At 59.2% G+C, this 13,236-nt stretch carries 11 protein-coding genes; 4 read left to right on the top strand and 7 right to left on the bottom strand.

Translation table 11 applies throughout. From position 1 onward, the window contains the following. Positions 1-9 precede the first annotated feature (9 nt). From H8F23_RS21565 to H8F23_RS21550, 4 genes are read right to left on the bottom strand one after another with little or no spacing between them, the layout of a single operon-like run. Positions 10-1,161 (bottom strand): acyltransferase family protein, encoded by a 1,152-nt coding sequence (locus H8F23_RS21565; protein ID WP_194935708.1) that lies wholly within the window; start codon positions 1,159-1,161, stop codon positions 10-12. After that, positions 1,151-2,080 (bottom strand): class I SAM-dependent methyltransferase, encoded by a 930-nt coding sequence (locus H8F23_RS21560; RefSeq protein ID WP_194935707.1) that lies wholly within the window; start codon positions 2,078-2,080, stop codon positions 1,151-1,153. The genes H8F23_RS21565 and H8F23_RS21560 overlap by 11 nt, the downstream gene beginning before the upstream one ends. After that, positions 2,077-3,381: a glycosyltransferase gene (locus H8F23_RS21555; RefSeq protein WP_194935706.1), complete on the bottom strand. Its 1,305-nt coding sequence runs from the start codon at positions 3,379-3,381 to the stop codon at positions 2,077-2,079. The genes H8F23_RS21560 and H8F23_RS21555 overlap by 4 nt, the downstream gene beginning before the upstream one ends. Beyond that, positions 3,375-4,955, bottom strand: a complete 1,581-nt coding sequence (locus tag H8F23_RS21550) for a glycosyltransferase family 4 protein (RefSeq protein ID WP_228759325.1) — start codon at positions 4,953-4,955, stop codon at positions 3,375-3,377. The genes H8F23_RS21555 and H8F23_RS21550 overlap by 7 nt, the downstream gene beginning before the upstream one ends. Positions 4,956-5,369: 414 nt before the next feature. Here H8F23_RS21550 and H8F23_RS21545 point away from each other — a divergent pair, with 414 nt between their 5' ends. The 4 genes from H8F23_RS21545 to H8F23_RS21530 are packed head-to-tail and all read left to right on the top strand — an operon-like array spanning position 5,370 to position 9,285. Next, complete coding sequence (locus tag H8F23_RS21545; RefSeq protein WP_194935704.1) at positions 5,370-5,873, top strand: NAD-dependent epimerase/dehydratase family protein; 504 nt, start codon at positions 5,370-5,372, stop codon at positions 5,871-5,873. Then, on the top strand, positions 5,874-6,671 hold the full coding sequence (locus tag H8F23_RS21540) for an ABC transporter permease (protein WP_194935703.1): 798 nt from the start codon (positions 5,874-5,876) through the stop codon (positions 6,669-6,671). Further along, positions 6,671-7,924, top strand: coding sequence for an ABC transporter ATP-binding protein (locus H8F23_RS21535; protein WP_194935702.1), 1,254 nt, complete (start codon positions 6,671-6,673; stop codon positions 7,922-7,924). The genes H8F23_RS21540 and H8F23_RS21535 overlap by 1 nt, the downstream gene beginning before the upstream one ends. Next, positions 7,921-9,285: a glycosyltransferase family 4 protein gene (locus H8F23_RS21530; RefSeq protein WP_194935701.1), complete on the top strand. Its 1,365-nt coding sequence runs from the start codon at positions 7,921-7,923 to the stop codon at positions 9,283-9,285. The genes H8F23_RS21535 and H8F23_RS21530 overlap by 4 nt, the downstream gene beginning before the upstream one ends. Positions 9,286-9,495: 210 nt before the next feature. Here H8F23_RS21530 and H8F23_RS21525 read toward each other — a convergent pair whose 3' ends face one another. The 3 genes from H8F23_RS21525 to H8F23_RS21515 form a co-directional block, all read right to left on the bottom strand. Beyond that, positions 9,496-11,526: a pyridoxamine 5'-phosphate oxidase family protein gene (locus H8F23_RS21525; protein ID WP_194935700.1), complete on the bottom strand. Its 2,031-nt coding sequence runs from the start codon at positions 11,524-11,526 to the stop codon at positions 9,496-9,498. Positions 11,527-11,571: 45 nt separating this feature from the next. Then, positions 11,572-12,198 (bottom strand): glutathione S-transferase family protein, encoded by a 627-nt coding sequence (locus H8F23_RS21520; protein ID WP_194935699.1) that lies wholly within the window; start codon positions 12,196-12,198, stop codon positions 11,572-11,574. 105 nt (positions 12,199-12,303) lie between these two features. Then, positions 12,304-13,230, bottom strand: coding sequence for a LysR family transcriptional regulator (locus H8F23_RS21515; RefSeq protein WP_194935698.1), 927 nt, complete (start codon positions 13,228-13,230; stop codon positions 12,304-12,306). Positions 13,231-13,236 lie beyond the last annotated feature (6 nt).

Raw genomic sequence — 13,236 nt, 5'->3', positions numbered from 1 at the left:
TCACCTCGATCAGGAGGTCACTTCAGAAGATGCGACGTTCGCTCGAGACGTTCCAAGGCGTTTCACCAGTGCGGTGCCACGGTCGCGCATTGGCATTTCGATGAAGCGGTAATTCAGTTCGCTGAGCAATACGATCAGGCCGCATGCCAACAGCAAGGTAATGATCGGGTGCCCCGCCGGGCTTGGCAGGCCTGCCCCCTGCAATCGGAAAATCACTTCGCGCACCAGAAAATACACCGGAATGTGGATCAGGTAGATGCCGTAGGAACGACTGCCCACCCACGCCATCAGCCGCTGCAAGCGGCTGGCCGGCAACAGATAATCGCGGTTGTATGAGGCGATCCACACCAGTATGGCACTGAGTATGGCGATAGCGCCGATGCGATAGTGACTGGCCGAAAAAGGGTCGGTGGCCAGGTAACTCATCAGTAACCCGACGACGATCAGTGCTGAAATCCCGACCCAGGGACGTTGTAGAACCGTCGGTTGAAAGCGTTGGTAGCTCGGTTGAACACTCCACATGGCCAACAACACGCCAAGGGCCAGCGCGTCGGTTCGCACGACCATCAGCAGCGGCGTACGCACCAGCAACAGTTGCGCGGCCACCAGCGCCAGCAACACCCAAACCAGGTGTTTGCGGCACAGCAGAATTAGCAGCGGAAACAGCAGGTAGAACTGCTCCTCCAGCGCCAGACTCCAGTAGACGAAGCTGCTGCCGTACTCGTAATGGAAGAAGGCGTCGGCAAAGCGGAAATTGGCGTACTGCAATATCCCTGCGAGCGTGGCCTGCAGATTGGCCTGTACCGTTCCGAATGCCCCGGAGCGGTTGAAAAACATGCAGAGCAACAACACCAGTGCCAGCCACAACCAGGCCGATGGCAACAGGCGAAAGACTCGACGCAACCAGAAGTTACGCGTTTGCTCCCAGTATTCCTGACGGTTGCTGCAACCTCGTAGTGCAGGAATCAGACTGCGGGCGATGACGAATCCGGAAATGGCAAAAAAAAGGTCCACGCCCCACCACGGCTGCGCCCAGGCATGAATGGATTCGAGCAGTGGCACAGGATCACGGAACAGATTGCCGGACAGGTGATGAAACAACACCCCAAGCACTGCAATGGCGCGCAGTACCTCGATATCCATGATTCTCTTACTGGTCATCCGGTCTCCCCGCATCGAGCGGTTTACGGGCAATGATCACCTGACTCTTGGGCATGAACTGGTCGAGGATCTGTTTGATCGCCAGCCCGTCTGGCCGGTCGAGCATCTCCTCCCAGGTTCTGGCCCATCCGCCCATCAAATGCGGAAAGGGTGGCTGAATGCGATCGCGCACCGCACCGCCCGGATCCTTGCCGGCAGCCTTTTCGCTGGCCCAGAAGAAAATCATCCCCATCACCCAAAAGAACCCGGTGGCTTGCCGATGTTCGATGACCAACCCGGCATCCTCGACCATCGCCTCGAAGCGCTCCGGGGTGAAAATCTGTACATGATTGGGAGACTGGTAATAACTCGCGGGGGCGATACCTTTCTGCAGATGCTCGCCAACCGGCGCCGGCACGCTGAGCAGATACAACGCACCGGGCCGCCCCATACGCGCCAGTTCGGCCATGAACGGCTCGGGCTCGTCGACGTGCTCCAACACCTCCATACACACCACTCGGCTCGCGCAACCGTCCGCCAGAGGCAAGGGCAAGCTGTTGCTGACCAGCCCCAGACTCGGCCTGGAACTCTTAGCTTCAACCTGACGCGCCAGCTCGCTCACTTTGTCGTGCTCACTGTCGGTGAAGATCACCGATGCGCCCTGACGTACCGCAAACAACGTCGCGGCACCCTCGCCACAACCGACATCGAGCAAGGTGTCCTCAGGCGTTATGGCGAAGCCCTTGAGCAATTCGCCGCTGTCATTGAGAAACCAGCCGTCCAGAACCGCATCACGCAATCCGACGTCGCGCGGCGACCAGGTGAACAAGGGTTCGGGTTCGGATTCAGGCGTCGGTTCAACCACCGGTTCGGTGACGGGTTCAACGGCTTGCGGCGCTTGCGGTTCGGCTAAAAATTGCTGGAACAATCGACGTATCATGCTCCGGCAACCTCCATGGCAAGTTCAGCGCGGCGCTCGAACAGTTGCGCAAAAAATGCCTGCAATCGCTGTTCAGTCACAGCCTGACTGCAAAACCCTCGCAGACTCTCCACGGCTTGCGCCGACAGGTGCGCATAACGCTGCGGATCGTTTTTGGCCACCGCGTAGCTGGCTCGGTAGGCCGCGCAAATCGACGCCCAATTGGCCGCGTAGCGCAGGGTCCGGTAGGCCGAGCGCGGATCGTGCGGCCAGGCCGTAAACTCCTCGGTCGCCTCGATCAGGAACGCGTTATCGGCGTTCAGATAATCGATCATCGCCGTCGTGCACGGCGCCACGGCCGGCTTGCCGCAAGACATGAATTCCATCAGCGGCAGGCACTGGCCTTCGCCGTAGGACGTATTGACCACGTAGCGCGTCGCCTGCACCAGCCGCTCGTAATCCGCGTCCGCCAGATAGCCATAGACCAATACGACGCGGCAGCGATAAGGCTGGTTTTTGTACAGATGATGAAGGATGTCGGTGAGTGCTTCTTCAGCATCGTGGTGAGTGAGTTTGAGCACCAGTGTCGCGTCATCGGTCTCACGGAACGTCGCGCAGAATGCGCTGATCATGTCCTCCCAGTTCTTGCGGCCATCGCGCGGGTTGAACACCGAGGTATAGACCACGCCTTCAAGCAACAACGTCTGCTCAGTGACAGGCGCCAGGAAATCGATGCCCGGGCCACTGCGCAAATGCACCGGGCCGAAGGCATCCAGATCGATTTCGCGACTGTCGACCAGCAGCCCTCTGATCGTCAGTCGTACCGAATCGACCACGGGTTGCCCCTGCAACTGAACGCCACGCGCGGCGAATCGATCCCAGACCGGGGCGGGTACGGCAACAATCGGGTAACCGACGCTCATCGCTTCGCGCACCGCATCGACCGTATAGGTGGAGTGAGTGATCGCGGCACCGCAGGCGGCGAGTACCGTACGCCAGTCGTTCAACGGATCGCCGGCAAACGGCTCGTTGGGGATGGTACTGAATTCCCAGGCGAATACCGGCAACGTCGGGCAGGCCAGATGCACCGGGGTGCGGTGCGGAGGCGAGAACGACAGAAATACACAAGGCTCGCCTCGGGACTGGCAATCTGCATACAGCGCATCGACTTCAGTGTTCGGGTCCAGGACCTCGATCACCCGCCCGAGGCGCTCCAGCACCGGTCGATACTCCTTGAGTACGAAGTAATAGCTGTACTCGGAACGCCCGAGGTTGCGACTGATGGTGTGCTGGTTGGTTTCCGAATGGATGATGATCAGCATGAGGCGTTATCCGTAATCGGGGCAACGTTGTCGATCGGTGATGCCAGCTCGAAAAAATCGGCGACACGCTTTTGCAACGCCGGTTGCGCGCAGTAATCGTGCATACGCTCGACCGCCGCCAGCGACATGCGCTGATACTCCAGGGGTTGTGTCTTGGCCATCCGGTAACTGTTTTCGTAGGCCTTCTTCAATGACCCCCAGTCCGGCCGACACCGTTGTGCGCGAAACAGCATTCGCGGGTCATGGGGCCAGGTGCACGCCTCTACGCTGGAGCCGACCACGAATGCCACAGATGCGTCGATGTAATCCTGCATCGCAGTGTGATCGGGAGCGATCACCGGCTTGCCGCACGCCATGAACTCCATCAACGGCAAGCACAGGCCTTCACAATGCGAAGCGTTGACGTAAAAACTCGCCGCCTGATAAAGCCGCGCATATTCAGCATCGTCCAGATAGCCGTGAATCATCACGACCCGGCAGGAAAACGGTGCCAATTGCGCCAGCGGCGTCATCAGGTGTGCGTAGACGGCCTCCAGATCGCTCTGAGTGAATTTCATCACCAGTGTGGCGTCGGGGGTGTCACGAAACGCTGCGCAAAAAGCCGTCAGGATCTGTAGCCAGTTCTTGCGCCCGTCATCGGGGCGGAACACCGTCACGTAGACCACACCGTCCACACGGGTTTGAACCTCTAATGAACTGTCCGGCATGTCTCGCGGCGGCGGTTGGACCGCTACCGGTAAAGGCTGCGGGCCTGCGATGTTTGGCAGACGCTTGCCGAGCCAGTCATGCAAAGTCTCTGGAACCAGGTCGCGAATCCCTTCCCAGTACCAGTTCTGCAGAAACCTCACGCGTGGCACTGGCGGTTCCTGCTCGTGACCCAGATTCAGCAACCACAACCGCAGGAAATGCCGGGCAATGACAAAGCGCCGCTTCAAAGTCAGCGGTGGTGGTCGCGAGGCTTCCAGCCGAGCTTCGATTTCGGCCAGTTCTTCGGGGGTCAGCGGCTCGGGCAGCAGGTTATCCGGGTGCAGGTTCATCTGGCGGGAATCAAAGATGCAACCTTTGACCGTCAACGTCGTACCCGGATTGACCGGCGCGCTGACGTGCTGCTCGCGAATCGCTGCAAAGTGCTCCCACAGCGGGGCTGGCAGGACCAACACCGGGAAGTCTTCGCCCATGGTGCGCTGGATCGCTCGGGCGGTGTGGCTGGACAGTGTGATCACGCGGCCATGTTTGGCCAGCATGCGCGTCCAGTCCTGGCGTGGATCGTTGCCCCACTGTTCATTGGGGATCGAATCGTACTCCCACGCAACAACGCAGACGGTGGGGCACTCCAGATCGATAGGGGTTTTCTGCGGTCGGGTGAACGAAAGGAAAACACTCTCCTGGCCGCTGGCGAGCAACTGTCGGTAGAGCGGATCTACCTTTGCGACAGCACTGACCACATGCACTCGCCCGAGTGTTTCGAGCAACGGGAGATAAGCCTTCAGCACAAAGTAGTGACTGGAATCGGGATGCCCCAGATTCTGGCGGATGGAACTGTCGTTGATGTCCGAGTAAAGAATGAAATTCATGGCATTCCACGATGAAACTGCCATCCCGGCAGCCTCACACTATGACGGCCAAGCGTCGAATCGGATCGATATCCGTTCTTCGTCTTCGGTCCAGTCTTGTTCTTGTTTTAGTGGTCAGTTTCACCTTTTTCACGACGATCCCGGCGAACCCGGCCAATCGTGACAAGGCGCATTCTAAACACATCCGCGAAGGGTTCGGGAACCGCCCGGCGAGAATTAATCGACTACGCTAACGAGAACTGACCGGTCACGGTTTGCCCTGTTGAAATTGCTGCGCAATTGGCACAGATTGGTCACAAACAACTACAACAACTGACTTCGCCTGTCTTTCATCCGGTTTTTCCTGCGGTCTGACAGACCTTTCCTTAAAGCCTGTGGGAAGGAGGCGCAAGTTCAAGACCAAGGGGTCGCTGTTTGAAAAAACGTCTGTTCGTCACGGATCCGAGTAGGTTCGTGGGACAACCTGTTCGGTCGCGTCTGGCATCGTCAGATTCGTCGTGGGACTTACTGCCTGTCGCGTCGACCTGCGAACTTATCCATCCGCATAGCCTCACCAATCTGCGGCCACCACTGCCTGACGCAATCATTCAATTGGCCGGGCAGACCTCCGCCTCCGAAGCATTCCGCGATCCGGCGCGTACGCTCAAGATCAATCTGCTCGCTACATTCACTCTGTTGCAGCGCCCCAAAACGCGCGGCTGTGCTCGCACATTCCTGCCTGCCGGTTCCGCTGATGTCTGCGTCCAGAACGGCTCATATCTGGCCAGTTCCAAATCGACCTTCATCGCCGCCGGCTACAAGCATCACCAGGGAAATTCCCGTGTGTTCGGTGTACCGGGCATAGAAATACGAGGCGGCGAATGCCGGGGAGTGGACAGCATTGTCGGCTTCGAAAACCCATACAGCAGGACGGTGTAAATGCTGCTTTCCGTATATCGATCGTTGCATGACTACCGTGGTTTCATCCTTGGCAGTGTGCAGAGAGAGTTCCAGGCGCGATACCGCAATTCGCTGTTCGGTGCCCTGTGGCCGATCTTCAATCCGCTGTCGATGATCGTCATCTACACCGTGATCTTTTCCCACATCATGCACACCCGCTTACCCGGCGTGGACGACAGCATGGCCTACAGCATTTACCTGTGCGCCGGTCTGTTGGCATGGGGGTTGTTTGCCGAAATCACTCTACGCAGCCAGAACATGTTTCTGGACAACGCCAACCTGCTGAAGAAGATCAGTTTTCCGAAGGTCTGTTTGCCGGTGATCGTGCTACTCAATGCGGCGATAAATTTCGCCATCATCATCGGTTTGTTTCTCGGGTTCCTGCTCATTACCGGACGCTGGCCGGGTATGGCGTTGCTGGCTCTGATACCACTGGTTGCCCTGCAAATGATGCTCTGCGCAGGACTCGGCATGGTGCTGGGCGTACTCAACGTTTTCTTCCGTGACGTCGGTCAACTCTTCGGTATCTGTCTGCAGTTCTGGTTCTGGCTGACACCAATCATTTACCCCATCAGCATATTGCCGGAGCGGCTGCAGAACCTTCTGCAATTCAACCCTCTGACCAACCTGATGACTAGCTACCAGAATGTGTTCGTGTACGGCCAATGGCCAATCTGGAGTTCGCTGCTGCCGACCTTCGTGATTGGCGTCGCGTTCTGCACAATCGGTCTGTGTCTGTTTCGCCGCCAGGTCGGTGCAATGGAGGATGAGCTCTGATGGGACATATTCGTGTTACCGGGCTGGGCAAAGCCTTCAAGCAATACCCCAGTCGCTGGAGCCGTCTGGCCGAATGGCTAACGCCTTTTTCAACGCTTCATCACCGCCAGCATTGGGTGCTGAAGGACCTGACATTCGAGATACCTGCCGGCCAAGCCGTGGGCATCGTCGGGGTCAATGGCGCGGGAAAGAGCACGCTACTGAAGATGATCACCGGCACCAACCGTCAGACTTGCGGCACCATTGAGCTGTCGGGTCGGGTCGCGGCACTGCTGGAACTCGGCATGGGATTTCACCCTGACTTTACTGGCCGGCAAAACGCTGTGATGGCTGGGCAGTTGCTCGGCTTGCATCTCGAGGAAATCACCGCATTGATGCCACAGATCGAGAGCTTTGCAGAAATCGGCGAGGCCATTGATCAACCGGTGCGCACCTACTCCAGTGGCATGCAAATGCGGCTGGCATTCAGCGTCGCCACGGCACGCCGCCCCGATATTCTGATCGTCGACGAAGCGTTGTCCGTGGGTGATGCCTATTTTCAGCATAAGAGTTTCGAGCGCATCCGCGGTTTCCGCGCGGCCGGCACCACCCTGCTGATCGTGTCCCACGACCGCTCGGCGATTCAATCGATCTGCGATTCGGCGATTCTGCTCGATGGTGGCCGCATGGCCATGCACGACACACCCGAAGCAGTGATGGATTACTACAACGCCTTGCTCGCTGAACGTGAGGGCCAGACCGTGCGCCAGGAAATACTCAGCGGCGGCCAGGTACAAACAGTGTCGGGCACCGGTGAGGCCGGCATTCTGCGTGTGCGCCTGCTGGATGAATCCGGCCGTTCCATCGAAGTCGCCGAAGTCGGCCAATCTGTAGTACTGGCAGTGGATGTCGAAGTGCGTCAGGACCTCGAACGTCTGGTACTGGGGTTCATGATCAAGGATCGCCTCGGCCAGCCCATGTACGGCATCAACACCCATCGCCAGAACCAGGCACTGGAAAACGTGCGGGCCGGCGAGCGCATCACCTATCGCTTCGCGTTTGTCATGGGGCTTGGCAAAGGCAACTACTCCGTGGCCCTGAGCCTGTCCCGACTGGACTCGCACCTGGACCGCAATTATGAATGGCGGGATCTCGGTCTGGTATTTCATGTCATCAACAATCGACGCGAAGACTTCGTCGGTTGCTCATGGCTCAACGCTCAGACCACGATCAACCGTCAAACCGAAGACAGCCTTGTCGAGCGCACACCATGAACCGCTTGCTGGTGGAATGCACCCATGTGTTTAAACACCCGATGGTCAACTCGGGGATTCAGCGTGTGGTGCGAAACGTCATTAATCAATTGCCCGCCAGCGCCGAAGGTATCGAATGCATGCCAGTGGTGGTGCTCAACGGCCAACTCTATCGCGTGCTGCAACTGGCACCGCTCAATACACCATTCTTCAACAAACTTGAAAACTTCGGTGAGCGCCTGGAGCGCCTGGCCCATCGACTCTGCCAATGGCATCAGCGGCGCGATGCACAATGCACCTCGAAACTGACGCGACGGATTTTGTATGTCGGCTACCGGCTGACCAGCTTCGGCGCGTTCGGCCTGCAACTGCGTCTGATTCGGCGGATCAATCGCTCGCAACTGCTTAAACGTTGTACCCCGTTGCAACACCAGCCAGGAGATCAACTGGTGTTGCTGGATTCGTCCTGGCACTCGGACTTTTTCGCCCAGGTCGAGCGTCTCAAACGTGACGGCGTCGGCGTGATTGCGGTGATCTATGACCTCATCCCGTTGACTCATCCACAATTTTACGAATCCCGTCTGGTCGGGGTTTTCAGCGAGTGGTTCGACTGGATCACCCGCACGGCCGATGGCTACATGGCCATTTCCGCAACCGTGCGCGATCAACTGCGTGAAGAGTTGAAATACCGAATCGGTACCGAGCGGACCGACAAATGCTGGTTCGATTTCTTTCACCTTGGCTCTGAACTCGATCTGCGAAACACCGAAGGAACCGTCGAGCCGCGCCTGAAGCAGGTGTTCATGACAACCGATCCGGTGTTCCTGATGGTGAGCACCATTGAGCCGCGCAAGAACCATGCGTATTTGCTCGACGCCTTCGAACGCGCCTGGGCCGCCGGTTCCACTGCAAGGCTGTGTATCGCCGGGCAGATCGGCTGGAAGTGTGATGCCCTGCTCGCCCGCGTGAGCAATCATCCGCAGCTTAACCGGCGTCTATTCATGTTCAACGGCCTCAGCGATACCAGCCTCGAACATGCCTACGCCCACGCCAGCGCGTTGGTGTTCCCCTCGTTCGTCGAAGGCTTTGGTTTGCCGCTGGTGGAAGCCATGCAACGCGGCTTGCCGGCGATGGGCAGCGATATTGCAGTGTTCCGAGAAATTGCTGGCGAGTTCATGGCGTATTTCGACTTGCAGGATCCGCAAAGCCTTGCCGACCTGATCAATGGCTTCCAGCGCAGCGGGAAGTTCCCCGCCGCCCGCGATGTAGCCGATTGGCAGTGGATCGGCTGGCGTGAGGCCAGCCTGCAACTTGTCGAACGCAGTGTGCGAAATATCGTGGGAGCGCGAGCGACGCCAATAAGGCGCCGAGCACGGGCATAGGCTATTGCGTTGACGAACGGCTGAACGTCTAGTGCAGCGAGCACACCGGTGAAGTGACGTTACCCGACGTCCGGCGCTAGTGCGCGTCGCTGCCGAAAGCGGCGAGGCCTGGATCCCCTCAATCAACGCCAACCTTACGACAGTTTCTGTACCTTCAAGGCGCGACGCCGACTGCTTCAAACTCAGCAAAAATTCATTGCATGAGTTTGGCTACAAATCCAGCACCAGCGGCTGATTGCTTTGCGCCGGGACCGCGCAGCAAATCAGCACATGCCCCGCTTCCGGGATATCCGCCGGCGGCTGTGGATAATTCACCGCACCGCTGACCAGCCGGGTCTTGCAGGTACCGCACGAACCACCGCGGCAACTGAACTCCGGGCGTAGCCCACGACTTTCCGCCAGCTCCAGCAAACTCCCGCCATCGGGCTGCCAGCGCGCCTCTTTCGCCGAGCGCTCGAACACCACCGGCACCGATGTGGTCGCTGCGGGCGGTTGTTCGATGACGATCGCGTCCGGATCGGCCTGACGTTTCAGTGTCGACGGGCCAAAGGTTTCCGCATGAATCTGCGCGTCGCGCACATCCAGCTCGCGCAGGGTGTCGTACAAACCTTGAGTAAACCCGCCGGGGCCGCAGAGGACAAAGTCGAGCTGGTCAAAATCCTCGGCATCCAGCAGGTTTCTCAGCACAGTGCCGTCGATGCGCCCACGCACATCAAAATCCTCGCCCTCTTGCAGATCGGCTTCCGGCTGGCTGAGCAAACGCAGCACTCGTACAGCATCGCCTGTGGTTTCGAGCAAACGATCCAGCTCCTTTCGAAATGGCTGATCCGCCAGACTGCGCGAACTCTGCAGCAGCAATGTCGGACGAATCCCTCGAGTGCGTAAGCCTTGGTAAACCACCTCGCGCAGCATCGACAGCAACGGCGTGATGCCTACCCCGGCGGCTAACAGCACCAACGGCCTGCGCTCCAGTGGCGCGACAGTGAAATGCCCTTGCGGTGCCCGCGCCTCCAGCACATCACCAACGCGAATCTGCTCATGCAGGTGCGAGGAAATCAGTCCTTCGCGTTTGACGCTAATGCGGTAAAAACCATCCGACGGCGCACTCGAAAGACTATAGGTACGGATATGCACCTCACCGTCCAGGGTGAATCGCAGTGGCAAATGCTGACCCGCGAGAAACACCGGCAAACCGGCGCCATCGGTCGGCTCCAGATAGATCGAGCGGATGTGGCGGCTCTCCGCTTCGATCTTCGCCACGCGCAGCGGCCGCCATTGATTACCCAGTGCCTGCGCCTGCAAACGCGCATCCGCCTCGGCCCAATTGCCGGTCAACAGACTGGTCGGCGACATGCCGTCGAAGCGCCAGCGCAACGCCAGAGCGGCCGGACGCCGCACCAGTTTTTCCACCTCAAATGTCCACAGCCGTTCCGCACCTTGAAAGGCTTCGATCTGCGGGTCATCGAGAAGGATCTCGGTACGCCCGCTGAGTTGCAGCAGATCACCTGTGGAAAAGTCGATGAACAGCAAGCCGGCCTTGGGATTGAGCAGCAGATTGCCGAGGGTGTTGAAATGCAGGTTGCCGGCAAAGTCAGGGATGGTCAGACGATTGCCTTCCACCCGTACGAAACCGGCCTGGCCGCCCCGGTGGGAAACATCCACCGCGCGATCGCCCTCGACATCCACATAACTGGCGACGAAGAACGTATCGGCGCTTGTGATCAGCGCGGTGGCCGCATCATCGAGACCGTGCAGATGTTCGGCCGGGCGGGTCTGTGGATCCGTCAGGGGCACCCGCTGAATCTGGCGCAGTTGAATGTATTGCGGGCAGTTGCCGAAGGCCTGATCCACGCTCACATCAAAACCGTGAGCGCTCAGGTTGCCGACATGGCCGTTGAGGCGATTGCGCCGGCGGGTGTGCAATTCGATGCCAAGCAAACCGATCGGCTCGCCATTGCGCAGTTGCGCCGGGTCATCGGCAGCAGGCTGGCTGGCGAAATGCAAATGCTCGGGATCCGGCGACCGGGCAAACCCCGGCGCACCTTCGAGCACACTGGCCCACGGCATCCCCTGCGCATCGACTGCGCCGTACAGCATGAAGGGCAGTTGCTGATAGAACTCACGGTGCTGATCCGGCATCCAGGTGCGAATCACCTTACGCCCGAAGGCTTCCATGCGTTCGGCAACGCCGACATGGGCCTGCAATTGCTGTTCGCCAGCGTGCCACGGTGAACGTTCCATCACGACCTCTCCCCTGCACCGTCGGCACAGTGTGGATTGCGAAAATCAGGCGGTGGTTTGCAGACCGGCGACGGTGCGCGGCATGCCGACGAAACCAGGCAAGGCTTCAACCCGGGCCAGCCAGGCGCGGACGTTGCCGTAGTCGTCCAGCGACACGTTGCCTTCCGGTGCGTGGGCGATGTAACTGTAGGCAGAAACGTCGGCAATGCTCGGTTCGTCGCCGGCAAGGTACGCGGTTTTGCCCAACTCGATGTCCATCACTTTGAGCAGGTTGTGCGCCCGGGTGATTGCCTCGTCCGCATTCAGTTGTGCGCCAAACACCGTGACCAGTCGCGCTGCAGCGGGCCCGAAAGCGATCGGTCCGGCGGCGGCCGACAACCAGCGCTGCACACGTGCGGCGCCGACAGGATCCGTTGGCAACCAACGGCCGTTGCCGTATTTCTGCGCCAGGTACACCAGAATCGCGTTGGAGTCGGCCAGCACCACGCCGTCGTCATCAATGGCCGGTACTTGGCCAAAACTGTTGATCGCCAGGTACGCCGGCTGCTTGTGCTCACCCTTGGCCAGATCGACAAAGATCAGCTCGGTCGGCAATTGCAGCAGGGACAACATCAGCTCGACACGGTGGGCGTGGCCGGAACGTGGAAAGTTGTAGAGTTTGATCGCTTGCATGGTCGACTCCGCTGAACAGTGGCGCCGCTGCGGGGATGAGAGCGCCGATGGAGGCCATCATCCACTTACCGCGAAAAGAACAGAATCACCAGAAACTGCAATCGATTATTTCAGCTCATGCAATAACGCTGCGTGTTTAAGCGCTGGGTGCTCACGCAAAGCCTTGGCCGTGAAATCGACGAAACTGCGGATTCGCGCTGGCGCCTTGCGCCCACCCTGATACACCACGTGGATCGGCAATGGCGCCAGCTCAAATTCGGCGAGGACGATTTCCAGCTCACCGGTGGCGATTTTGCTGGCGACTTGATAGGACAACACTCGGGTCAAGCCCAGCCCCATACAGGCTGCGGTAATCGCTGCCTGATTGGCGGTCACAATCAGACGCGGCTCAGGACGCACGCTAAGCGGTTCGCCCGCGTCGAGAAACGGCCAACTGCGCTGCTGACCGATCGCTGAAGTCGCCACCACCGGCGCGCCCGCCAACGCGTGGGGATGAGCCGGTCGGCCATATTTGGCAAAGTAGTCCGGCGAGCCGCAAATGACCCGACGCACCTCACCCACGCGAACAGCATGCTGACTGCTGTCCGGCAGATCACCGATGCGCACCGCCACATCGATCCCCTCCTCGACCATGTTGACGATCCGGTCGACCAGCACTGCGTTGATCGTAACGTCCGGATACTGCGCCAGATAACGCGCCATCAGCGGCGTCACAAACAAATCACCGAACAATACCGGCGCCGTGACCGTCAGTTGCCCACGCGGCTCGGCATGACTGCCCGCTGCCGAATCTTCGGCCTCCTGCACCTCGGCGAGGATCCTCCGGCAATCCTCCAGATAACGCTGCCCGGCTTCGCTCAAATGCACACTGCGCGTGGTGCGGATCAACAACTGCGTGCCGATGCGCAACTCCAGCGCCGCCACCGCCCGCGTGACGCTGGCAGCCGACAATCCCAGACGCCGCGCGGCAGAGGAGAAGCCTTGCTCCTGAGCGACGGTGGTGAAGATGTGCATTTCCTGGAAGCGATCCATGATGCC

Origin of the sequence: Pseudomonas neuropathica (genome assembly GCF_015461835.1) — a bacterium.
GTDB classification, from domain to species: Bacteria; Pseudomonadota; Gammaproteobacteria; order Pseudomonadales; family Pseudomonadaceae; genus Aquipseudomonas; species Aquipseudomonas neuropathica.
This window is presented reverse-complemented; position numbering and strand designations above follow the sequence as displayed.